This window comes from Ascidiaceihabitans donghaensis, assembly GCF_900302465.1.
Lineage (GTDB): Bacteria > Pseudomonadota > Alphaproteobacteria > Rhodobacterales > Rhodobacteraceae > Ascidiaceihabitans > Ascidiaceihabitans donghaensis.
In genome coordinates, this window is the sequence record NZ_OMOR01000001.1 from 3,332,834 (window position 1) to 3,355,111 (window position 22,278).

Here is a 22,278-nt window from a genome sequence, read left to right on the forward strand (position 1 = left end):
TTCAAGTTCTCCTTAAACAACAACAGCAGCGCCGGTGTCACATCCACCAACCGTTTGGCGGAACATAGCAAACAATTCGCGGCCCACACCATGGCCATTGTCATCCAGATTTGGTGTGGCTGGCGCGCGATTTTCCACGCCTTCGGTCAACACGGCAAGCGTTCCCGCCTGAGCGTCCAACCGGATCATGTCACCGTCCTGAATTTTGGCGATCAAACCACCGTCTAGTGCCTCGGGGCACAGGTGCAAAGCGGCAGGCACTTTGCCAGAAGCACCGGACATGCGCCCGTCCGTGACCAGGGCCACTTTCAAGCCGCGATCCTGCATCACGGCCATCAACGGGTTCAGCGCGTGCAGTTCGGGCATTCCGTTGGCTTTCGGCCCTTGGAAACGCACAACGATCACTGTGTCTTGGGTCAACTCACCTGCCTGAAACGCGGCTTTGACCTCAAGCTGATCGTGAAAAACCCGTGCGGGGGCTTCGATCACGTGATGTTCGGGTTTCACAGCAGAGATTTTGATCATGCCACGCCCCATATTGCCTTCCAGCTTTTTCAGTCCGCCTTGCGGCGCAAACGGATCAGACGCAGGGCGCAAAATGCGGTCGTTTTGGGACACGCGCGGCTCGTCCGCCCATGTCACTGCGCCGTCTTTCAACACGGGCGCTTTGGAGTAATCCTGCAAGCCGTTCCCCATCACCGTCACAGTATCGGGGTGCAACAGACCCTCATCCAGAAGGTCACCGATCACATAGCCAAGCCCGCCTGCCGCATGGAAATGATTCACATCAGCCAGCCCGTTCGGATACACCCGCGCCATCAGCGGTGTCGCATCAGAAATATCTGACAGGTCCTGCAAATCAAGGATCACGCCAGCGGCGCGCGCCATCGCCAAAATGTGGATCACAAGGTTTGTGGACCCACCCGTCGCCATCAGCCCGACCAGACCGTTCACAAAGGTCCGCTCATCCAGAATGTCACAAACAGGGCGGTAATCATTGCCAAGATTGGTGATTTCCAGCGCCCGTTTTGCCCCTGCGTGGGTCAGCGCGTCGCGCAGATCGGTGTCGGGGTTCACAAAGGACGCGCCGGGCAAGTGCAATCCCATGAACTCCATCAACATCTGGTTGCTGTTCGCCGTGCCGTAAAATGTGCAGGTGCCGGGGCCATGGTAGCTGGCCATTTCGGCCTCCATCAGCTTGTCACGCCCCACTTCACCTGTGGCGTGTTGTTGGCGCACTTTGGCCTTTTCGTCGTTTGGCAGACCGGATGGCATCGGACCCGCAGGCAAAAACAGCGCGGGGATGTAACCAAAGGTGGCCGCGGCGATAATGAGACCCGGCACAATCTTGTCACACACACCAAGATAGACGGAGCTGTCAAAGACGTTATGGCTTAGGGCGACACCGGCGCTTAGTGCGATGACGTCCCGCGAAAACAGTGACAATTCCATGCCGACCTGACCTTGGGTCACTCCGTCGCACATGGCCGGCACGCCGCCCGCGACCTGCGCGGTGCCGCCGTTGGCCAACGCAGTTTGTTTGATCATGTCGGGAAAGCGCTGGAAAGGTTGATGCGCGGACAGCATGTCGTTGTAGGCGGTGACAATGCCAATATTTGGCGCATTTTCTGCAACCAGCGGTGCCTTTTCCGCGCCCATCGCGGCGTAGGCGTGGGCTTGGTTGCCGCAGCTTAGATGTGCGCGGCGCGGCCCCTCTTCTGCGGCTTTGCGCATCCGCATCAAATAGGCATCACGCGCAGGTTTGGACCGCTCGATGATCCGCTGTGTGACATCATTGATCGTGGCATTCAGGGTCATGGGAATCCTCCGTGTTGTTGCACGTCACATATATTTGTTAGCGCTAACGGTCCAGCAAATAATTTCCGCAAGTTGTTTGCCAAACTTCACTGGCACCCAGAAGAACGCAAAAGGCCACCCCGAACAGGGCGGCCTTTCATTCATGTTCAGCCTAATCAAGCCGCAGTTTTGCGCCGCGCCAATTGCATCAACAAAATCGGCGCCAAGAGCCCCAGACCGATCGCCATCGAAAGCAAACCCGGCGCAATGAACAGAAAGGACACAATCGCCACGTACCAGCGTTCCCAGGTTTTCAGATGCGTCAGCATGTACCCCGAAAACGCGATCCCCAGCCCGCCGATGCCCATCATCGCCCCCGCCAAGGTCACGGTAAACGCGCCCCACGTAAAGCCCTCTGCCACCAGCAACAAAGCAGGCGAATAAACAAAAACAAACGGCACAAGCGCTTTGGCAATTCCAAGACGGAACGCCGTATTGCCTGTCTTGAACGGGTTCGACCCCGAAATGCCAGCCGCGGCGTAGGCCGCCAAGGCCACAGGCGGGGTGATGTCGGCCAGAACGCCGTAATAAAAGACAAAGAAGTGCGCCACCAGCGGCTCAACCCCAAGGGCTGCAAACGCACCGCCCGTCACCGACACAAGGATGATGTAGGTCGCCGTTGTCGGCACACCTGCCCCCATCACAATGCACGCGACAGCCACCAGCAACAGCGAGAAAAACAGCGCCCATTGTGACAGATCGAAGTAGTTGAACAAAGGCAGCGCCGCAAAGAAACCAGCCATATCGTTGGCCGTGGTGATCACGATGTGGCCCACCCGAAAACCAGTACCTGTCAGGGTGATGACCCCCACAATGATGCCCACACAGGCCGCAGCAGCGCCAATCGCAATTGTGCCGCGTGCGCCTGATGCCAGCGCGTCAAACAGTCCAGGCAACGTCATGCGATCGTTGGGTTTCAAGAACCCAACGACAACGCAGGAAATGATGGCGTAAACAGCGGCATAATCCGGCGTCCAGCCCGTCAGGATCATATAAACCAACACGATCAAAGGGGCCGCTGACAGCCAGTTGGCTTTCAGAACCTTGAGAAAGACCGGCATTTCTTCCGGGCTTAGGCCGCGCAGGCCCAGCTTTTTCGCCTCTAAATGCACCATGACGAAAATGCCAAAGTAATGCAGCAAAGCCGGAAACAGAGCCGCCGCCAGAACGTCCCGCAGCGGAATGTTCAAAAAGTCGACCATGATGAAGGCCGCAGCCCCCATGACCGGCGGCGTGATCTGCCCGCCTGTAGAGGCCGTGGCCTCAACCGCGCCGGCAAAGTGGGGTGGATAACCGACTTTTTTCATCGCCGGAATGGTCAGTGCGCCTGTCGTCACAGTGTTGGCAATCGACGACCCCGAAATTGACCCCATAAAGGCCGACGAGCAGATCGCGACCTTTGCAGGCCCGCCAGAATAGCGACCAGCCGCAACAGTCGCGAGGTCAATGAACAGCTGCCCAAGCCCGATACGCGCGGCCAGAACCCCGAACAAAATGAATAAAAACACATATTTCGCCATGGCCCCGATAGCGATGCCATAGATGCCTTGTGTGCCGTAAATCCCATCGACAAAGCCCTGCCAATGCACGCCACCGTGTTTCAGAATGCCGGGCGCAGATTGGCCGAAAATAGCGTAAAGGATGAAGAAACCCGCAATCAACGGCAGGGTGTACCCGATAGATCGTCGCGCCGCTTCCAATGTGAACAACAGCACAACAGACCCCATGAACGTGTCCATCGCGTTGGGGTTGCCTGCGCGGGCCGCAGCCTCGGCCGGAGGGATCAGCGGCAGGTAAAGTGCAGCACTGACCGCCAGAATTGCCAGCGCAATATCAACGACATTCACGCCATCAATGTAATACCACCCCTTGGGCGGCCCCGTCACCGTGATGTCGCGCCGCCAAGAAAACAGCAAAAACGTCAGACCAAGGACAAAGGCAAGGTGGATGCCGTAATGCAAAAGCTCGCGGATCAGCGCGAAGCCTGAAACGTAAAAATGATAGATCGACATGGCGGCCAAAAGGATCGAAATGACAAACGCCATTTTGGATCCCATCGGCCGAAACGCAGATTCCGTATCGTATTTCCGTTCGATCTGCGCCAGTTCTTCGGCTGAAAGTTCAGCCTGAGCGTTCGTGACCATTGTGTCCCCCGATGTCGTCAGTTGCGCTTAACACGCTGTTTGAGCTTAACAAAAAAGCCCGAACGCCATAAATGCGCCCGGGCTTTTCCATAAACTCAAACGCTTACTTCAGAAGGCCAGCTTCTTTGTAGAAACGCTCGGCGCCTGCGTGCAATGGCACACCGATACCGTTTAGCGCCGTGTCAGGCGTGATGGTTTTGCCTTTGGCATGGCCCACGTCCAGCAGCTTGCGGGATTCGTCGTTCCACAGTGCTTTTGTGATGTTGTACACCAGCTCTTCGTCTTCTTTGGCAGATGTGAACCACTGTGCGCCCACGGCGACAGTTGTCACCGCATCGACGCCTTCATAGGTGCCTGCTGGAATGTCGGACGACGCAAAGAAGCCATACTTTTCGGTCAAAGCATCCGCGCCTGCACCGTCGATTGGGACCAGTTTGATGTCAGCAGCCGAGGCCAGCTCAACCAAGGCACCTGTGGGGTAGCCCGCAACCACAAAGAACGCATCGATCTTGCCGTTGCGCAATGCTTCTGCCGCTGCGTTGCCTTTCAGCGCTTCGGCTGAAATGTCGTCAACGGTGATGCCGTTGGATTCCATGATCAGGTTGGCGTCGACATATGTGCCTGAACCCGGTTCGTCCAAAGACACGCGTTTGCCTTTCAGGTCAGCGACGGAATTGATGCCGCTGTCTTTCAGTGCAACAAGGTGGATGTGCTCTTCGAACAGGGCTGCGATGGTGCGCAGATCCGTGGCAGGCTCTTTGCCTTCCATGGTGCCGGTGCCCGTGTAAGCCCAGAACGCGACGTCAGACTGGGCAAACCCAGAGTTGCGCAAACCGGAGATGATGGCGTTTACGTTGTCCACAGATCCACGTGAAGACACCGCAGATGCGATCAAACCTTCGACGCCACAAGATCCACCCTGACCACATTCGCGCGACCCGGGAGGCTTGGAAATCGCATTCGCGATCACGCCGCCCACTGGGTAGTAGGTGAAGGCTGTGCCGCCCGTACCGATTGTGAAAAACTTGATGTCTTGTGCAAAGGACGCAGTGCCCATGCCCACGACCAGCAACGCCCCAAGCGCGGCTTTCTTCATAGTATGCAACATGATGTTTCTCCCGATGTTGTTGGTATTTTCGATAGCATGACAGGTGTGTGCCTGTTGGCAAGCCCGATTTGGGAAACGGGAAACTTCAGACTGCGTCAAACAACAAAACCCTCGGGCGATTTGGGCAGGGGCGTGGCCCCCGCACAAAACACATGACGTTGAATCTAGGTCTTCTTTTCAGGAACTTCGACAGGCCCACCTTGATCCGCCCAAGTGGAAAAACCCTCGCGCAGATGCGCCGCATCAAACCCCATGTCTTGCAAAGTGGCGACGGTGATGGCCGACCGCCAACCAGACGCGCAGTGGAACACATACCGTTTGTCTTCGCCAAACACAGGCTTGAAATACGGGCTGTCCGGATCAACCCAAAACTCGATCATGCCACGCGGCGCATGCACGCTGCCAGGAATATGACCGCGCTGGCGCTCACGAATGTCGCGAATATCCACGATGACCACATTCGGATCGTCAACCATTCCGATCAAATCAGACGTCTCGATTTCCTCGATCCGCGCCCTTGAATCCGCCACCATCTGGGCGGACGACATTTTCGGCTTTTTCACAACACGATCTCCCACAGTTTTTCTATTACAACTTTTTAAAAAAGTCTCGGGGTGAACGCCAGCCGAAGGGACAGAGACCCTCTACCGCGCCGCCGCAAAAATCCCGGTCACATCCAGATGTGTTTCCACGTGATCGGCCAAATCATCCAACGCACGCTGCACCCCATCAGCATACCCCACACCAGAACCCGTAACGCCAAACCCTGCAAGAAACGCAGCCCGCCACGCGTCATCGGCAAACATACCGTGCAAGTAGCTGCCTGTCACACGCCCGTCAGCCGATTGCGCACCCTCAGCATTCCCATCCACAAAAGCAAATGGACGCTGGCAATCGCGCCCTTCCGTGCGTCCGATGTGAATTTCATACCCTTCAAACGGCAATTCCGAGGCCGCATGCACAGCGCGCACTTCCGTCAGGCGCTTGTCCGAAATCATATCTGTTGTAACGTCCAAAAGCCCCAATCCGGTGCTTTCGCCAGCAGTTCCTTCAATACCGTCAGGGTCGCGAATTACAGTGCCAAGCATCTGATACCCGCCGCAAATCCCCAACACATGCCCACCACGGCGATAATGGGCCATCAGATCCACATCCCACCCTTGATCGCGCAAAAAGGCCAGATCGCCACGCGTGGATTTGGACCCCGGCACAATAACTAAATCAGCATCCGCTGGAATGACCTCGCCCGCTTTCAGCATCACCATCGACACCCCCGGCTCCTGCGCAAGCGGGTCCATGTCGTCAAAATTGGCGATGCGCGACAAGGTCAGGCAAACAATTTTCAACCCGCCATTTTGTGGGCCGGAACGAATGTCCAAAGCATCCTCCGCTGGCAAACGCCATGCATCCCTGAACCATGGGCACACACCGAAACCAACCCAGCCGGTGTGGTCCACAATCATTTGATACCCATCGTCGAACAAGCTCGGATCGCCGCGAAACTTGTTGATCATAAAGCCGGAAACCAGCGCATTGTCAGCCTCGGACATGACTGATTGCGTGCCGACCACTTGTGCGATCACGCCACCCCGATCAATGTCTCCACACAAGATCACAGGCACGTTCGCCGCCTCTGCAAACCCCATGTTCGCAATATCACCGTGACGCAAATTTACCTCTGCCGGGCTTCCTGCCCCCTCTACAATCACCAAATCGTACTGCGCCTTAAGCCGGTCAAAGCTTTCCAGAACCGACGCCATCAATGTCGGTTTTAACGTCGCATATTCCCGCGCCTTCACCGTCGCGATACGCCTGCCCTGCACAACCACTTGACTGCCCACATCCGTCTCAGGCTTCAACAAAACTGGGTTCATATCCGTGTGCGGAGTAAGGCCCGACGCCAAGGCCTGTAACGCCTGCGCCCGCCCGATCTCGCCGCCGTCCGAGGTCACCGCCGCGTTGTTCGACATGTTCTGTGGTTTGAAAGGTGCAACCGACAGCCCACGTTGCTGGGCTGCGCGGCACAGCCCTGCCACTAACATGGATTTGCCGACATTTGAGCCCGTGCCCTGGATCATGATAGCTGTCATTCTCAAAGCCACTCTTGTGTGTCGGGCAATGTCAGGATGCCTCCGGCGGAGGTATTTTTGCCAAGATGAAACACGCAAAGCAAAAACGCGCCCCCGATCATGAAGACGAGAGCGCGCAGGTTTTCACCTTGGACGGCCATCGGGACCTCTCCCTGTACCGCGTCGTCAACTTGCTCAAATATGGTTAAGAATCTCTTATCATTCATCTTGGCGAAAATACCTCGGGGGAGGCCGCGTAAGCGGCCCGGGGGCGGAGCCCCATATTGAAAAAACCGACCTTTGGTCGGGGGCAGCGCCCCCTTTTTTTAACCGTCCGACCTTCTGTCAGGGGCAGCATCCCAAACATTGCTCAAAACTCAACACCCTTCTGTGCCTTGATCCCGTCACGGAACGGATGTTTCACATTCCCCATCTCGGTCACCAAGTCAGCCGCCTCAATCAGCTCTTCTTTCGCATTGCGACCGGTCAACACCACATGGGTCATGAAGGGTTTGTGTTCCTGCAAGAACCCGACCACCTCGTCGATGTCCAGATAGTCGTTGCGCAGGGCGATGTTGATCTCGTCCAGCAGCACGAATTGGATGGTTGGATCAAGGATCACCTCTTTGGCTTGCTCCCAGCCGGCCTGTGCCGCTTTGATATCGCGCTCGCGGTCCTGAGTTTCCCATGTAAACCCCTCACCTGAAACAATAAACTTGCACTCATCCGCGAAGCGTTCCGTCAGGAATTGCCGTTCCCCCGTCATCCAGTTGCCTTTGATAAACTGCACCACAGCGCACGGCATTTCGTGGGCAATACAGCGCATGATCATCCCAAAGCCGCTGGAAGACTTCCCTTTCCCCGGCCCCGTATGCACCACGATCAAACCCTTTTCCTCGGTCTTGGTTTCCATCATCCGATCGCGCGCTGCTTTGATCTTTTTCATCTTCTCGGTGTGGCGGGTGTTTTCGTCGGTCATGGAAGACTCCTGTTGTGCTTGACAATAAGGGCACGCAGGCGCAAAGCCTAACCCGTTGGTTCCTGTTCTAGGACAGGTGAAAAGGGAATGCGATACGCGAAGTTTCGCAAAGCGCAGCCGCCCCCGCGACCGTGACCGGAGAGGTCGCCCCACACCACTGGCATTTGCTGGGAAGGTAGGGCGCACCGAGCGCAGAATGCGCAGATCCGCAAGCCGGGAGACCTGCCAGCAGAACTGAAACGCGAACCGGACGGGGTGTTCCGGGCATGCGAGCCTCTTTCGAGGTTTCGGATGACCCTGCTCTTTCCAGCCAGAACACAAAGGCTATGGAATGACTGAAACGACTTTAGAACCAGTGGAACTGTTGGTCTGTACGACCTGCAAAATGGGCCGCGCCATCGAAGACGATGCGCTGCGCCCCGGCAACTTGTTATATGAGGCCATGTTGAAAGAAGACCTGCCCGCGCATGTCACCGTGCGCCCCACGCAGTGCTTCACCAACTGCCAAGGTGGGTGCAACATCATGATGCGCGGCGGCAACCGCTACGCCTATGTTTATGGCAATCTTGACCCCGAAACCCAGGTCGAAATCATCACAGATGGCGTGACCCGCTACTACAATGCCGCTGACGGGTTTGTGCCATGGCGCGAACGCCCCGAACATTTCCGCAAGAACTGCGTTGCCCGAATCCCACCCCTGAACCTGCCAGAGGACGCCGCCCAATGAGCGATCTTTCAAAACTTCCCGTCACCGTCATCACCGGCTTTCTCGGCGCTGGCAAAACCACACTGATCCGCCACCTGATGCAGAACCCGCAAGGCAAGCGTCTGGCCGTGGTCGTGAACGAATTTGGCGATGTGGGTGTCGATGGCGACATCCTGAAATCCTGCGCGATCCCCGATTGCCCCGCCGAAAACATCATGGAGCTGTCAAACGGCTGCATTTGCTGCACAGTCGCCGATGATTTCATCCCTACGATCGAGGCCCTGATGGCGCTTGAGCCCCGCCCCGATCACATCCTGATCGAAACCTCTGGTCTGGCGCTGCCCAAGCCGCTGCTGAAGGCCTTTGACTGGCCCGATATCCGTTCCAAAATCACCGTGGACGGCGTGATTGCACTGGCCGACGCAGAGGCCGTGGCCGATGGCCGCTTTGCCCCCGATGTGCATGCCGTGGACGCCCAGCGCGCAGCGGATGATTCACTGGACCATGAAACACCCCTGTCCGAAGTGTTCGAGGATCAGATTTCCTGTGCCGACATCATCCTTCTGACCAAAACCGATCTGGCAGGCCCCGACGGCATCGCAAAAGCCCGCGCCGTGATTGAGGCCGAGGCGCCCCGTCCCCTGCCCATAGTGGAAATTGCCGAAGGCGTCGTGGACCCCCGCGTCATTCTTGGCCTTGGGGCCGCTGCTGAAGACGACATGGACGCCCGCCCCTCACATCACGACGGGCACGATGACCATGAACATGACGACTTTGAATCCATCGTTGTCGACATCCCCGAAATCAGCGATCCCGCCGATTTGGTGAACCGAATCGAGGCCATGGCCAATGACCAAAACATCTTGCGTGTCAAAGGTTATGCGGCCGTCACAGGCAAACCCATGCGACTGCTCGTTCAAGCCGTGGGCGCACGTGTGCGTCAGCAATACGACCAACCCTGGGGCGCATCAGAGCGTCGTGGCCGTTTGGTTGTCATCGCCGAACATGACGATGTGAACCCCGACGCCATTCGCGCGGCTTTGATCGGGTAGAATGCTGTGCACGTCGTCTTTCGCGAAAGCCACGGATTAGAAGAATCTGAAACCCCCATGTACCTCGGGCAAAGCCCGGCGGACCTTGTGGTGTTGTCGTTTTCCGATTCTGACCTTGGGGCCTTCGCGGCAGGCTTTGCCCGTGCCAAAGGCAAGCTGCCCACAACGCGGCTTGCCAACCTAACGGCGCTGAAACATCCTTTGTCTGTGGACACTTACGTCGAACAAACGCTGGACGGGGCCAAGGGCATCTTGATTCGGCTGATCGGCGGCTACGCCTATTGGTCCTACGGTTTGCAACAAGTCGAGGCGCTGTGTCGCGCCAAAGGCATCGCGCTGGCCGTGTTGCCCGCAGACGGTCGCGAGGACACGCGGCTTGATGATGTGTCTACCTTGCCCAAGTCCACTCTGCGCCGCTTATCCCATCTATGTGACCAAGGAGGCGAAGTCGCGGCGCAAGCTGCATTGGCCCAACTGGCCCTCGCCGCCGGGCTTTATGCTGGTCCCGTCCGCGGGTCCAAAGTGGTACCAAGCGTCGGCGCATGGACTCCCGAACATGGCGTGACGTGCCCCGTTGCCTGCTTGCCGCTTGGCGACAAGCAGCGCATCCTGATCAGCTTTTACCGCGCTTATCTCACCTCTGCGGACATGGCCCCAATTGAAGCACTTTTTGAAAGCTTCCGCGCCAGTGGCTGTGACGTTGTGGCGATCTTTGCGCCCTCTTTGAAGGCCCCTGATGCAGCAGGTTGGTTACGCCGTCAGGTGGTCGCGCTGCAGCCCGACGCCATCGTCAACGCCACTTCCTTTTCCGGCAAAGGGGCCGATGGCACATCGCCCTTGGACGCAGGCAACGTGCCTGTGTTTCAGGTCGCCCTTGGCACATCGCGCCAAAAGGCATGGGCAGACGCCGAACGCGGATTGTCCCCCACGGACCTTGCCATGCATGTGGTGCTGCCCGAAGTGGACGGGCGCATCTTTGCAGGGGTGGCAAGCTTTAAGGAGCCCGGCAAGAAAGACCCGCAGCTGGAATACTCCCGCTTCACCCACCGCCCCTTGGCGGCGCGGATCACGGCGATCACCGATCAGGTCATGGGATGGGTTGCCCTGCAAAAACAGGCAGATACAGCACCCGCCATCGTGCTGTCGACCTATCCGGGCAAGGATTGGAACATGGCGCATGCGGTGGGGCTGGATGCGCTGGCCTCGGCGGACGCCATTCTGGAGGATGTGGGCGCACCAAAAGGCCCGCCTTTGCAGGATGCGTTGAAAGACACGGTTGCATGGCCGCTGGAGCACTACCAAAGGGCGCTGAAATCCCTGCCCGAAGACCTGCAAAGCGATCTGGGAAAGGCATGGGGCAACGCTGCTGACGATCCCATGTGCCATGACGGCGCGCTCAGATTTCCCGCCACCCGAAGGGGTGCGGTGCTGGTTGCTTTGCAGCCAGAGCGCGGCGATGTGACGACCCGCGAAGACGACTATCACGATCTGGCTCGCACCCCGCGCCACAGCTATGTGGCCTTCTATCTGTGGCTGCGCGCACAGAACATCAATGCGCTGATCCATGTGGGCGCCCATGGCACGCTGGAATGGCTGCCGGGCAAGTCCGTGGCGCTTTCAAACGACTGCTGGCCCAGCGTTTTGATCGGCGACACGCCTGTGATTTACCCGTTCATCGTCAACGATCCGGGCGAAGCAGCGCAAGCCAAGCGGCGCATCGGGGCCGTGACTTTGGGCCACATCCCCCCTGCCATGAAGCAAAGCCAAACACCGGACCAGTTCGTCCGGCTTGAGGCGCTTTTGGACGAGTTTTCCAACGCCGATGGCCTAGACCCAAAACGCCGCGACCGTTTGCAAGACGACATCCGCACAGAAGCACGGGCGATTGGTGTGGAACAGGACTTGGGCTTGGATATGGCCAGCTGTTCTGCCGAGGCGATCACCCGCATCGACCGCTTTGTCTGCGACATCAAGGAAAGCCAGTTTGGCGACGGGCTGCACATCTATGGCCGCGTTCCCGAGGTACCAACGCAGTTTGACAGTGTCGCCGCCGCCCAAGGCGAAAAAACGGCCCTTCTGGACGCGTTGGCCGGCAAACGCATTGCGCCGGGGCCCTCTGGTTCGCCGTACCGCGGCCGCACGGATGTTTTGCCCACGGGCCGTAACCTGTTCACCACTGATCCACGGTCGGTCCCTACACGGTCAGCCTATGCCCAAGGGGTACGGTTGGCCGAAGAACTGGTACGCCGCCATTTGCAGGAAGAGGGCGATTACCCCAAAGGGCTGATCGTGGACCTTTGGGGCTCCGCCACCATGCGCACGGCGGGCGAGGAATTCGCCATGGCGCTGGCGCTTTTGGGCGTGAAGCCTGTCTGGGACAAGGGATCCGAACGGGTCAGCGGCATCGAAGTGCTGCCCATCACGGATCTGGACCGCCCGCGTCTGGACGTGACCTTGCGCGTCTCTGGCCTGTTCCGCGATGTGTTTCCAACGCTTTCGGCGCTTTATGCCCAAGCGGTGCGGGTATTGGCCCAGCGCGACGAGGCGCCTGACTGGAACCCCTTTGTGGGCACGACGGACGCTCGCGTGTTTGGCCCTGCGCCGGGCAGCTATGGCCTTGGTATGGGCGATCTGGTGGACACCTACGACGACGACAGCCGCCGCAAGGCAGGCGAGGCGTGGTTAAAGGCGTCCAGCTACGCCTTGGACGGCGACAAGATCACCCAAAACGCACAAGGTATCGCAGACCGTGTTGCGGCGTCCGACAGCTTTGTGCATCCGCAAGATTTGCCCGAAACCGATCTTTTGTTGGCTGGTGACTACGCCACCCATGAAGCGGGCTTCGCTGCCGCGAAGGCCGCAAGGGGCGGAAGCGTCGCGCGATTGTATCACCTTGACAACACCGACCCTGCGCATCCGCGTGCCCGCACCCTACCCGAGGAAATCGCCCGCGTGGTCCGCGCCCGCGCCGCCAACCCCGACTGGATCGCAGGCATGCAACGCCACGGTTTTCGCGGGGCCGCCGAGATTGCAGCGACTTTGGAACACATGGGCGCTTTTGCACATCTGGCGCAGGCCGTTCCCGCGCATCTGTTCGACCTTTACTATGACGCCACCCTTGGCGACACCGCAGTTGATGCGTTCTTGAGCGATGCCAACCCAGAAGCCCACCGCGCGATGCAAGACCGCTTTAATGCACTGCATGACGCAGGCCTTTGGCAGACGCGCCGCAATTCGATTGCCGCCCGCCTGAAGGTGGCAGAGTGAGTGATCCGCAAGTCAAAGGTTGGTGCCCTGGCGCCTACCGTCCGATGATGTCCGGCGACGGGTTGATCGTGCGCGTGCGTCCCCGCTTGGGGTCCATTCCCGCTGACAAGGTACAAGGGCTTTGCGACCTATCGTTAACCCATGGCAACGGCATTCTTGATCTGACCAACCGGGCCAATCTACAAATGCGCGGCGTGCGTGACCACCAAGCGGTTTTGGATGGGTTGTGGGACTTGGGACTTCTGGACCCGACGCCGGAACTGGAACAGCGCCGCAACATCATCGTGGCCCCTGTTTGCGGTCCGCATCACGTGTCCATAGCCATTGCAGACCGCTTGATTACCAAACTGAACGCTTTGCCAGACCTGCCTGCCAAGTTCGGCTTCGTTGTCGATGCTGACGGCCCACGGCAACTCAGTGCAGCCTCGGGCGACATCCGCATTGAGACCTCGGTCAGCGGCGGATTGATCGTGCGCGCCGATGGATCAGACCTTGGCCAAGCGGTGACCGAAAGCGAAGTGGTTAATGCAGCTGTCGCATTGGCCCGTTGGTTTAACGAAACCGTAAACCCCGACATCCGGCGTATGGCCCCGCATCTTGAGACAACGCCTCTGCCCCATTGTTTCGCACGCGAAACATTTGCGCCTTCAGCGCCCGCACTGACACCCGGGCCGTTAACCAATGCGTTTGCATATGGCGTTCCATTTGGCAGCATCGACGCGCTGGCGTTGAAAACGCTTTTGACCCGTTCCAAAGCGGGTCACATGCGCTTTGCCCCCAATCGCATTTTTATACTCGACGGTGCGGCGATAACCGACATGCAGGCTTTCGCCACATCTGCAGATGACCCGCGATTGAACATCCATGCCTGCCCCGGTGCACCTGCCTGTGCCTCTGCCAGCGTAACCACACGCGACGCGGCCGACATCCTTGCGCCGCACCTTAAAGGACGCAGCCTGCATATTTCCGGTTGCGCCAAAGGCTGCGCCCACCGCGCATCCACCGATGTCGTCGCTGTGGGCCGGGACGGCGCGTTTGATCTTGTCCGAAACGGTCATCCATGGGATGAGCCGCTGCAGCGCGGACTTGCCCTAGACCGGCTGGCCGATGAATTGGAGCTTTTGACGTAATGCCATATGAATATGAGACCGATGGCGCGACCATCTACAAAGGCAGTTTTGCGACGATCCGCGCAGAAGCTGATCTGGCCCGGTTTGACGCCGATGTGGAACAGATTGCGGTGCGCATGATCCACGCAGCCGGCATGGTGGACTTGGCGCAGTACATCCATTTTTCAGACGGATTTGGTACGGCGGCGCGGGCGGCGTTGCAAGCCGGTGCGCCAATTCTGTGTGACGCCTATATGGTGTCCGAAGGCGTCACACGCAAACGCCTGCCAGCTGATAATCAGGTCATTTGCACACTGCGCGATGACGCTGTACCCGACATGGCCAAAGACATGTCCAACACACGCTCTGCTGCCGCACTGGAGCTGTGGCGCCCCCACCTAGACGGGGCTTTGGTCGCAATCGGCAATGCGCCCACGGCCTTGTTCCATTTGCTCAATATGCTTGAGGACCCCGATTGCCCGCGCCCTGCGGCTATCATCGGCTGCCCTGTGGGCTTCATCGGCGCCATGGAAAGCAAAGACGCACTGCGCGACGCCAACCCCGTGCCATGGGTCATCGTTGAAGGACGCTTGGGCGGTTCGGCCATCACCGTGGCCGCCATCAATGCCATCGCGAGCCGCGCAGAATGAGCGCCGCACCCGAAACCGGCACGATTTACGGCGTGGGCCTTGGGCCGGGCGATCTGGAGCTTTTGAGCGTCAAGGCAGACCGTCTGGTGCGCGGCGCGAAACATGTGGCGTTTTTCCGCAAAGCTGGCCGCGAAGGGCAATCGCGCCGCATTGCAGCCCCTTTGTTGGGCGATGGTGTCATTGAATTTGCGATGGAATACCCTGTCACAACGGAAATTCCCCTAAGCGATCCGCGCTACAATGAAATCCTGTCCGCCTTCTACGCCGACTGCGCCGCCCATTTACAGGCCTTGGCGCAAGGCGGCGAAGACGTTGTGGTGCTGTGTGAAGGCGATCCGTTTTTCTACGGATCCTTCATGCACATGTACACGCGCCTGAAAGATGTGGTGCCTGTCGAAGTGGTGCCCGCCATCACCGGCATGTCCGGGGCGTGGACCGCGACGGGTGCGCCGATCACATGGGGTGACGATATTTTGACGGTGCTGATGGGTACGCTGCCAGAAGCAACCCTGACAGAACAAATGGCCAGCTCGGACGCCATCGTGGTGATGAAGATCGGGCGCAACATCGATAAGGTACGCAATGCTTTGCGCGCCGCCGGGAAATTCGACGCGGCGTGGCTGATCGAATACGCGACAATGCCCAATCAGACAGTGCAAAAGCTGTCCGATGCGGGGGATAAGGTGACGCCTTATTTCTCGATTATCGTGGTGCATGGACAGGGTCGCAGACCGTGAGCGGGCGCGTGTCCATCGTAGGGCTTGGACCCGGGGACGAGGATCTTGTGACGCCGCAGGTCCGCGCCGTTTTAGCAGAAGCCACCGATGTCGTTGGATATTTTCCTTACGTGGCACGGGTGGCAGAACGCGATGGTCTGACGCTGCACGGCTCTGACAATCGGGTTGAAATTGACCGCTCGCAACATGCGTTGCAGATGGCGGCCGAAGGTAAAAATGTGGTTGTTGTGTCATCCGGTGATCCGGGTGTTTTTGCGATGGCCGCCGCCGTGTTCGAGGCGTTGGAAGCTGGACCAGCCGCTTGGTTGAACCTGCGGATTGACGTGTTGCCGGGGATCACCGCGATGCTGGCAGCGTCAGCCCGTGCAGGCGCACCTTTGGGACATGATTTTTGCGCGATCAACCTCAGCGACAACCTCAAACCATGGGATTTGATCGAAAAGCGGTTGCGGTTGGCGGCTGAAGCCGACTTCGCAATGGCGTTCTATAATCCACGATCCAAATCGCGGCCCGAAGGTTTTGAAAAAACGCTTGAAATTTTGAAAGACGCATGCGGCGATGACCGCCCTGTGATCTTTGCGCGCAACGTGTCACGCGATGATGAAACGCTGAAGGTTGTGCCGCTATCCCAAACAACCGCAGACATGGCGGACATGCGCACAATGGTCTTGGTCGGGTCTTCGACGACCCGCATTATCAAGCGTGATCAAGGGGATATCATCTATACACCACGGTCGGTGTCATGAGCCAGCCAGTCCATTACAGCCGCCACGCTGCCGACCTCGGCGCGGTTGGGGATGTGTGGGCGGTCGATCATGATGATCGGCAAACCAAGGCTGCGCGCCGCGATGATTTTGGCCTGCGCGCCGCTGCCGCCTGCGTTCTTGGACACGATCACGTCAATATTGTGATCGCGCATCAAGGCGATGTCATTGTCGACGGTAAACGGCCCCTGATCAACGATGATGTGGGTCTTGGGCAAAGGCACATCACCGTCCGGCGCATCGACCAAACGCAAAAGATAGCTGTGTTGCGACATCGGCGCGAAGGCGTCCAGATGCATCCGGCCAATTGCCAACATAACATTGCGCGGCGGACCTTTCAGGGCCGCAACTGCCGCCGCGATACTGGGCACACGGGTCCAGGTGTCGCCGGTTTGCGCGGTCCACTGGGGACGGGAAAGCGCAAGCAAAGGCGTTGTGTCGCAAGCCCCCACCGCATTGGTGCTCAGTTGCGCGGCAAACGGGTGCGTGGCGTCTACCACATGGGTGATGCCGTGCTCCGCAATATAGCGTTTCAGCCCCTGAACGCCGCCAAATCCACCCACCCGCGTGGGCAATGGTTGCCGCTTGGGTTGCGCTACGCGGCCTGCGTAACTGAACGTGGCTGTCACGCCAGCCTCATGCACGGCATGGGCCAAAGCCGTGGCTTCGGTCGTGCCGCCAAGGATCAGAAGGTGTGTCATGTCTAGTCCTGCGTCTGCGCATTGGTTAACTATAATAGGCATTGGCGAAGATGGCCCGAATGGCCTACCGCCCGCAAGCCTGAAAGCACTGCAAGAAGCCGAGGTCATCATGGGATCACCACGCCATCTGTCGCTGCTTCCAGACGTGTCTGCCCGCCTTGAAGAATGGCCTGTACCGTTTGCGGATGGCATCGAAATCCTGAAAGGGTTTTCAGGCCAACGCGTTGTTGCTTTGGCGTCTGGTGATCCGTTTTGGTACGGTGCGGGATCCGTCTTCGCCCGTCACTTTGCGTCTTCCGAATGGTGCGCTTTTCCAGTGCCCTCGACATTTTCGCGGGCTGCGGCACAAATGGGTTGGCCTTTGGAAACAACACATTGCGTCGGGCTGCATGCCGCCCCAATGCCCCGGCTGAAGCCGCATCTTGCAACGGGGCAGCGTCTGATTGTGTTGCTTCGTGACGGCGATGCTGTGGCGGAATTGCAGGATTATTTGGCTGGTGAAGGCTTTGCCAAAACAGCGTTGACCGTGATGGAAGCCTTGGGTGGGCCGCGACAGCGTGTGACACAGTTGACGGCGTCTGACCCGGCGCAACCCTTTCAGCATCCTGTCTGCGCAGCACTTGAGGTCACAGGCGATGGTGCGGTGCTGACCTGCGCCTCGGGACGTTCGGATGAGATGTTCGATCACGATGGCCAGATGACCAAACGCCCCGTGCGCGCGTTAACCATGTCTGCACTGGCGCCGCGCCCTTTTGAAACCCTTTGGGATTTGGGCGCAGGGTCTGGTTCAATCTCGATTGAGTGGCTGTTGTCTCACCCCACAACCCACGCCGTTGCAGTTGAAGCAAACCCGCAACGCGCGACACGGGCCGCGCAGAATGCACAGCGCCTTGGCGTGGACAGGCTGCGCGTTCACACAGCGTCTTCCATAGACGCACTTGATGCCTTGCCTGCGCCAGATGCGGTGTTCATCGGGGGCGGATTAAGCCAAGATTTGCTGGAAGCCCTTTGGGCGATCGTTCCCAAAGGCTGCCGCATTGTGGCCAATGCCGTGACCCTTGAAGCCGAAGCACTTTTGGCACAGTGGCATCGAACCGAAGGTGGCGATTTGCTGCGTATCGAACTGGCGCAAAGCAAACCATTGGGGTCAAAACGCGGCTGGTCCAGCAGCTATCCGATTGTGCAATGGGGTGTGACCCGATGATCGTTGCAGGGTTTGGATTTACCACCTCCGCCACATTGGACAGCCTTAAACAGGCCTTGGATGCAACGGGCTACGCGATGCAGATAGACGGGGTCGCAACTGCGGCAGACAAAACGCAAACACCTGCTTTCGTGGACTTTGCCAAGACCCAAGACTGCGCTGTTTTCAAAGTCGCCACCACCGAGATCGAAGCGGCCCAAACCCAGACCCAATCACCAATCAGCACACGCGAACGCGGCACAGGCTCTGTCGCCGAAGCCGCCGCCTTGTCCGCGGCAGGCCCCGGTGCCACACTGATCGTATCCCGCCAAATTTCAAACGACCGCATGGCCACTTGTGCCATCGCAAAAGGACCCAACCTATGACTGTTCACTTCATCGGCGCAGGACCCGGCGCACCCGACCTTTTGACTTTGCGCGGTCGTGATATCATCGCGGCCTGTCCTGTTTGCCTTTATGCGGGGTCTTTGGTGCCGCAGGAAATCTTGCAGCATTGTCCAAAGGATGCAGAGATTATCAACACCGCCGCCATGGATCTGAACACCATCATCGAGGCCTGCGTGACAGCCACCAAGGCGGGCAAAGACGTGGCGCGCCTGCATTCCGGTGACTTGTCTGTGTGGTCTGCCATGGGCGAACAAATGCGCCGCTTGCGCGCGGCAGACGTGCCAGTGTCCGTGACCCCCGGCGTGCCTTCTTTTGCAGCAGCCGCAGCGGCCTTGGGCACGGAACTTACCTTGCCGGGCTTGGCCCAATCTGTGGTTTTGACACGCACGCCGGGACGGGCCTCCAGCATGCCCGAAGGCGAAAGCCTGACAAATTTTGCAGCCACCGGGGCCACTTTGGCCATTCACCTGTCAATCCAGAATTTGGACACGGTTGTCGGCGATTTGGTGCCCTCTTACGGTGCCGATTGCCCCGTCGCCGTGGTCTACCGCGCCAGCTGGCCCGACGAACAGATCATTCGCGCGACGCTTGCGACAATCGCCGATGTGGTCACGCCCGAAATTGCACGCACCGCGCTGATCCTTGTGGGGCCTGCCTTGGCGGGTGAAGGGTTTGACGAAAGCTGTCTTTATTCGACAGACTATGACCGCCGCTACCGCCCGCAAACCGCTGACAGCCCTTGGGCCTCATGGAGTGAAAAAGATGAACAACCCTAAAGGCTTGATGATCTCTGCGCCGTCTTCCGGCACAGGCAAAACGACGGTGATGTTGGGGCTTTTGCGGGCGCTGTCCGAGGACGGTTTGAAGGTTCAGCCGTTCAAATCCGGTCCCGATTACATTGATCCCGCGTTCCACCGTGCCGCAGCAGGGCGGGCATCATTCAACTTTGACACATGGGCCATGGACGAAGGTCTACTGGGTGCGATTTCGGCGCAATCCGAAGGCGCTGACATTGTGATTTCGGAAGGGTCCATGGGCTTGTATGACGGGGTCGCATTTCCGGGGGCAACGGGTCATGGCACCAGTGCCGAAACCGCCGCGAAAATGGGCTGGGGCGTGGTGTTGGTTGTGGATGTTTCAGGCCAGGCGCAATCAGCGGCGGCAACCGCTTTGGGCTTTCGGGAATACCGCAAGGACTTGAACTTTGCAGGCGTCATTTTGAACCGCGTCGCGTCCCCCCGCCATGAACGACTGACCCGATTGGGCATGGAAGCGCATGGCATCAAAGTGCTGGGGTCATTGCCGCGCCGTGGTGATCTGGCGCTGCCTGAACGCCATCTTGGGCTGATCCAGGCGGTTGAACATCCCGATCTGGAAGCCGCGATTACAGGCTATGCGGCGTTCTTGCGCGAAAACGTCGATCTGGAGGCAATCAAAGCGGCCGCAACCAGCGGTCCGGCCCCAGTCGCGGGGGCCTTGCCTGCGCCGCCTGCACAACGCATTGCCTTGGCGCAAGACGCAGCGTTTTCCTTCACATATCCACATCTTTTGGCAGGCTGGCGGGCCGCAGGGGCCGAGATTTTACCCTTCTCGCCGTTGCAGGACGAAGCACCTGCACCGGACGCTGATCTGGTGTGGTTGCCGGGGGGCTATCCTGAGTTGCACGCGGGGAAATTGGCTGCGGCCACCAAGTTTCGTAAGGCGATGCTTCAGCACGCCGAAACCCGCCCCGTTCATGGTGAATGCGGTGGGTATATGGCACTGGGCGAGGTCTTGATCGACAAAGAAGGTCATAAACATCAGATGCTTGGCCTATTGGGTTTGGTGACAAGCTACGAGAAACGAAAGTTCCACCTTGGGTACCGTAAGGCGCACCTTGGTGCGCCAATGCCTGGCTTTTCCGCAGGCGATGTGCTGCGCGGGCACGAATTCCATTATTCTACAATTCTGGAAGAACCGGACGCCCCTTTGGCAAAGGTTCTGGACGCTGAGGGCACTCCGGTTCCCGAAACAGGCAGCGTGAAAGGCAATGTCACAGGCACGTTCTTTCACCTGATCGCGGAAGCCAAAGCATGACGGGTTTTGTGTCTTTTGTTGGCTCCGGTCCCGGTGATCCTGAATTGCTGACCTTAAAGGCTGTCGATCGTTTGAAGCGCGCGGATGCAGTCTTGTTTGACGATCTGTCATCCGGTCCGATCCTGTCCCATGCAGGGGCCGGCGCGGATTTGGTGGGTGTCGGCAAACGCGCTGGTCGCCCTAGCCCGAAACAGGACCACGTTAGCCAGTTGCTGGTGGATTACGCCCAAGACGGGGCACACGTTGTGCGTTTAAAGTCTGGTGATGGTGGTATTTTCGGACGGCTCGAAGAAGAATTGGTCGCTTGTCGCGCCGCTGGCATCCCATACGAGATCATCCCCGGGGTGCCATCAGCCTGTGCCGCGGCGGCTGCAGCCGGTATTCCGCTGACCCGTCGCCTGACCGCGCGGCGCGTGCAATTTATCACGGGCCATGATGTAGCCGGACAATTGCCGGAAGACATGAACTTGGCCGCATTGGCCGACCCCGAAGCGACCACAGTCGTCTTCATGGGCAAGCGCACTTTTGGACGCTTGGCCGCAATGCTTGTCGAACACGGCCTGCCCGGCGACACCGATGTTCTGTTTGCCGAAGGGGTCTCGACCCCCGACCAGACGCTGACCCGCACAACAATCTCCGCTTTGGTCGAGACGTTGAAAGGTGAATTGGCGACCTCACCTGCCTTGATCCTCTATGGACCATTGGCGGAAGATTACGATGCGTGAATTGACCCTGATCGGCATCGGCACGGGCAACCCCGACCATGTGACGTTCGAGGCCGCAAAAGCCATCGCCGCCGCTGACACCATCCTGATACCGCGCAAAGGTGACAAGAAATCCGACTTGGCCGATTTGCGCCATCAGATCATCGCCAAGGTCGCACCGGATTCAGCACCGAAAATCATCGAATTCGACATTCCCGCCCGCCGCGCGAACGGCGATTACTTGGAAGCGGTGGATTTGTGGCACGACGCTATTGCACAGGGGTGGAAAGCAGCCGCACAAGATGCGCCCTGCGTCGCCTTGCTGGTGTGGGGTGACCCATCGCTCTACGACAGCACCCTGCGCATCGCCACGCGCCTTGACCCGATGCCCGACATCAAGGTCGTGGCAGGCATCACAACGCTGCAAGCCCTAACCGCGGCCCATGCCATTCCTGTCAATGACATCGGTGCCCCTTTTGTTGTCACCACAGGCCGTCAGTTACGCGATCATGGCTGGCCAAAAGGCGCTGACAGCGCGATTTTCATGCTGGACGGGCATTGCGCGTTTCAAACCCTGCCTTTGGAGGATTTCGACATCTGGTGGGGTGCCTATCTGGGCATGGAGAATCAGGTGATCCGGTCAGGCCCCTTGCAGGAGGTTTGCGCCGACATTCTTGCCACCCGTGCAGCAGCCCGTGCGGCACATGGGTGGTGTATGGACGCATATTTGTTGCGCAAACGCCGCTGAACGACGTCACGCCGTCG

General features: G+C 58.7%; 21 protein-coding genes and 1 riboswitch. Of the genes, 13 read left to right on the forward strand and 8 right to left on the reverse strand.

Annotated features, from left to right (window positions below):
* Nucleotides 1–12 precede the first annotated feature (12 nt).
* The 7 genes from edd to cobO form a co-directional block, all read right to left on the reverse strand.
* Complete coding sequence (gene edd, locus ASD8599_RS16610; RefSeq protein WP_108829569.1) at nt 13–1,818, reverse strand: phosphogluconate dehydratase; 1,806 nt, start codon at nt 1,816–1,818, stop codon at nt 13–15.
* A 155-nt stretch (nt 1,819–1,973) separates the two neighbouring features.
* Nucleotides 1,974–4,001 (reverse strand): TRAP transporter permease, encoded by a 2,028-nt coding sequence (locus tag ASD8599_RS16615; RefSeq protein ID WP_108829570.1) that lies wholly within the window; start codon nt 3,999–4,001, stop codon nt 1,974–1,976.
* Between the two features lie 103 nt (nt 4,002–4,104).
* Nucleotides 4,105–5,109, reverse strand: a complete 1,005-nt coding sequence (locus tag ASD8599_RS16620; RefSeq protein ID WP_108829571.1) for a TAXI family TRAP transporter solute-binding subunit — start codon at nt 5,107–5,109, stop codon at nt 4,105–4,107.
* A gap of 164 nt (nt 5,110–5,273) precedes the next feature.
* A complete protein-coding gene (locus tag ASD8599_RS16625; protein WP_108830241.1) occupies nt 5,274–5,657 on the reverse strand; it encodes a rhodanese-like domain-containing protein in 384 nt (127 codons plus the stop codon).
* A 96-nt stretch (nt 5,658–5,753) separates the two neighbouring features.
* Nucleotides 5,754–7,199 carry a cobyric acid synthase gene (locus tag ASD8599_RS16630; RefSeq protein WP_108829572.1) on the reverse strand — a complete coding sequence of 482 codons (1,446 nt, stop codon included), beginning with the start codon at nt 7,197–7,199 and terminating at the stop codon, nt 5,754–5,756.
* Nucleotides 7,200–7,201: 2 nt separating this feature from the next.
* On the reverse strand, nt 7,202–7,339 hold the full coding sequence (locus ASD8599_RS20325; RefSeq protein ID WP_181364524.1) for a hypothetical protein: 138 nt from the start codon (nt 7,337–7,339) through the stop codon (nt 7,202–7,204).
* Between the two features lie 209 nt (nt 7,340–7,548).
* Nucleotides 7,549–8,157, reverse strand: a complete 609-nt coding sequence (gene cobO, locus ASD8599_RS16635; RefSeq protein WP_108829573.1) for a cob(I)yrinic acid a,c-diamide adenosyltransferase — start codon at nt 8,155–8,157, stop codon at nt 7,549–7,551.
* Nucleotides 8,158–8,196: 39 nt separating this feature from the next.
* A riboswitch (cobalamin riboswitch) is annotated at nt 8,197–8,401 on the forward strand.
* An 87-nt stretch (nt 8,402–8,488) separates the two neighbouring features.
* Between cobO and ASD8599_RS16640 the strand changes: the two genes are divergently transcribed.
* The 7 genes from ASD8599_RS16640 to cobJ are packed head-to-tail and all read left to right on the forward strand — an operon-like array spanning nt 8,489 to nt 16,424.
* Entirely contained in the window at nt 8,489–8,884 is a 396-nt protein-coding gene (locus tag ASD8599_RS16640; RefSeq protein WP_108829574.1) for a DUF1636 family protein, read from the forward strand.
* Nucleotides 8,881–9,915: a cobalamin biosynthesis protein CobW gene (cobW, locus tag ASD8599_RS16645; protein WP_108829575.1), complete on the forward strand. Its 1,035-nt coding sequence runs from the start codon at nt 8,881–8,883 to the stop codon at nt 9,913–9,915. Before ASD8599_RS16640 ends, cobW begins: the two co-directional genes overlap by 4 nt.
* A gap of 6 nt (nt 9,916–9,921) precedes the next feature.
* Nucleotides 9,922–13,182 (forward strand): cobaltochelatase subunit CobN, encoded by a 3,261-nt coding sequence (gene cobN, locus ASD8599_RS16650; protein WP_108829576.1) that lies wholly within the window; start codon nt 9,922–9,924, stop codon nt 13,180–13,182.
* The gene (locus tag ASD8599_RS16655; RefSeq protein ID WP_108829577.1) at nt 13,179–14,312 is read left to right on the forward strand and encodes a cobalamin biosynthesis protein CobG; all 1,134 of its coding nucleotides are present in this window, start codon (nt 13,179–13,181) and stop codon (nt 14,310–14,312) included. The genes cobN and ASD8599_RS16655 overlap by 4 nt, the downstream gene beginning before the upstream one ends.
* Nucleotides 14,312–14,941: a precorrin-8X methylmutase gene (locus ASD8599_RS16660; RefSeq protein WP_108829578.1), complete on the forward strand. Its 630-nt coding sequence runs from the start codon at nt 14,312–14,314 to the stop codon at nt 14,939–14,941. The genes ASD8599_RS16655 and ASD8599_RS16660 overlap by 1 nt, the downstream gene beginning before the upstream one ends.
* A complete protein-coding gene (gene cobI, locus ASD8599_RS16665; RefSeq protein ID WP_108829579.1) occupies nt 14,938–15,678 on the forward strand; it encodes a precorrin-2 C(20)-methyltransferase in 741 nt (246 codons plus the stop codon). Before ASD8599_RS16660 ends, cobI begins: the two co-directional genes overlap by 4 nt.
* The gene (cobJ, locus tag ASD8599_RS16670; RefSeq protein WP_108829580.1) at nt 15,675–16,424 is read left to right on the forward strand and encodes a precorrin-3B C(17)-methyltransferase; all 750 of its coding nucleotides are present in this window, start codon (nt 15,675–15,677) and stop codon (nt 16,422–16,424) included. Before cobI ends, cobJ begins: the two co-directional genes overlap by 4 nt.
* Here cobJ and ASD8599_RS16675 read toward each other — a convergent pair.
* Entirely contained in the window at nt 16,400–17,143 is a 744-nt protein-coding gene (locus ASD8599_RS16675) for a cobalt-precorrin-6A reductase (protein ID WP_108829581.1), read from the reverse strand. The genes cobJ and ASD8599_RS16675 overlap by 25 nt on opposite strands.
* Here ASD8599_RS16675 and cbiE point away from each other — a divergent pair.
* From cbiE to cobF, 6 genes are read left to right on the forward strand one after another with little or no spacing between them, the layout of a single operon-like run.
* Nucleotides 17,142–18,347 (forward strand): precorrin-6y C5,15-methyltransferase (decarboxylating) subunit CbiE, encoded by a 1,206-nt coding sequence (gene cbiE / locus ASD8599_RS16680; protein ID WP_108829582.1) that lies wholly within the window; start codon nt 17,142–17,144, stop codon nt 18,345–18,347. The two genes, ASD8599_RS16675 and cbiE, sit on opposite strands and share 2 nt — an antisense overlap.
* On the forward strand, nt 18,344–18,712 hold the full coding sequence (locus ASD8599_RS16685; protein ID WP_108829583.1) for a cobalamin biosynthesis protein: 369 nt from the start codon (nt 18,344–18,346) through the stop codon (nt 18,710–18,712). Before cbiE ends, ASD8599_RS16685 begins: the two co-directional genes overlap by 4 nt.
* Complete coding sequence (cobM, locus tag ASD8599_RS16690) at nt 18,709–19,509, forward strand: precorrin-4 C(11)-methyltransferase (protein ID WP_108829584.1); 801 nt, start codon at nt 18,709–18,711, stop codon at nt 19,507–19,509. Before ASD8599_RS16685 ends, cobM begins: the two co-directional genes overlap by 4 nt.
* Nucleotides 19,496–20,809: a cobyrinic acid a,c-diamide synthase CobB gene (locus ASD8599_RS16695; RefSeq protein WP_108829585.1), complete on the forward strand. Its 1,314-nt coding sequence runs from the start codon at nt 19,496–19,498 to the stop codon at nt 20,807–20,809. The genes cobM and ASD8599_RS16695 overlap by 14 nt, the downstream gene beginning before the upstream one ends.
* Entirely contained in the window at nt 20,806–21,534 is a 729-nt protein-coding gene (gene cobA / locus ASD8599_RS16700) for a uroporphyrinogen-III C-methyltransferase (protein WP_108829586.1), read from the forward strand. Before ASD8599_RS16695 ends, cobA begins: the two co-directional genes overlap by 4 nt.
* Nucleotides 21,527–22,261, forward strand: coding sequence for a precorrin-6A synthase (deacetylating) (gene cobF / locus ASD8599_RS16705; protein WP_108829587.1), 735 nt, complete (start codon nt 21,527–21,529; stop codon nt 22,259–22,261). The genes cobA and cobF overlap by 8 nt, the downstream gene beginning before the upstream one ends.
* The last annotated feature ends 17 nt before the right edge of the window (nt 22,262–22,278 follow it).

Bases quoted from the DNA above. Each gene is read 5' to 3' on its own strand.
- edd (WP_108829569.1), bottom strand. From the start codon at position 1,818: ATGACCCTGAATGCCACGATCAATGATGTCACACAGCGGATCATCGAG.
- ASD8599_RS16615 (WP_108829570.1), bottom strand. From the start codon at position 4,001: ATGGTCACGAACGCTCAGGCTGAACTTTCAGCCGAAGAACTGGCGCAG.
- ASD8599_RS16620 (WP_108829571.1), bottom strand. From the start codon at position 5,109: ATGTTGCATACTATGAAGAAAGCCGCGCTTGGGGCGTTGCTGGTCGTG.
- ASD8599_RS16625 (WP_108830241.1), bottom strand. From the start codon at position 5,657: ATGTCGTCCGCCCAGATGGTGGCGGATTCAAGGGCGCGGATCGAGGAA.
- ASD8599_RS16630 (WP_108829572.1), bottom strand. From the start codon at position 7,199: ATGACAGCTATCATGATCCAGGGCACGGGCTCAAATGTCGGCAAATCC.
- ASD8599_RS20325 (WP_181364524.1), bottom strand. From the start codon at position 7,339: ATGGCCGTCCAAGGTGAAAACCTGCGCGCTCTCGTCTTCATGATCGGG.
- cobO (WP_108829573.1), bottom strand. From the start codon at position 8,157: ATGACCGACGAAAACACCCGCCACACCGAGAAGATGAAAAAGATCAAA.
- ASD8599_RS16640 (WP_108829574.1), top strand. From the start codon at position 8,489: ATGACTGAAACGACTTTAGAACCAGTGGAACTGTTGGTCTGTACGACC.
- cobW (WP_108829575.1), top strand. From the start codon at position 8,881: ATGAGCGATCTTTCAAAACTTCCCGTCACCGTCATCACCGGCTTTCTC.
- ASD8599_RS16660 (WP_108829578.1), top strand. From the start codon at position 14,312: ATGCCATATGAATATGAGACCGATGGCGCGACCATCTACAAAGGCAGT.
- cobI (WP_108829579.1), top strand. From the start codon at position 14,938: ATGAGCGCCGCACCCGAAACCGGCACGATTTACGGCGTGGGCCTTGGG.
- cbiE (WP_108829582.1), top strand. From the start codon at position 17,142: ATGTCTAGTCCTGCGTCTGCGCATTGGTTAACTATAATAGGCATTGGC.
- ASD8599_RS16675 (WP_108829581.1), bottom strand. From the start codon at position 17,143: ATGACACACCTTCTGATCCTTGGCGGCACGACCGAAGCCACGGCTTTG.
- ASD8599_RS16685 (WP_108829583.1), top strand. From the start codon at position 18,344: ATGATCGTTGCAGGGTTTGGATTTACCACCTCCGCCACATTGGACAGC.
- cobM (WP_108829584.1), top strand. From the start codon at position 18,709: ATGACTGTTCACTTCATCGGCGCAGGACCCGGCGCACCCGACCTTTTG.
- ASD8599_RS16695 (WP_108829585.1), top strand. From the start codon at position 19,496: ATGAACAACCCTAAAGGCTTGATGATCTCTGCGCCGTCTTCCGGCACA.
- cobA (WP_108829586.1), top strand. From the start codon at position 20,806: ATGACGGGTTTTGTGTCTTTTGTTGGCTCCGGTCCCGGTGATCCTGAA.
- cobF (WP_108829587.1), top strand. From the start codon at position 21,527: ATGCGTGAATTGACCCTGATCGGCATCGGCACGGGCAACCCCGACCAT.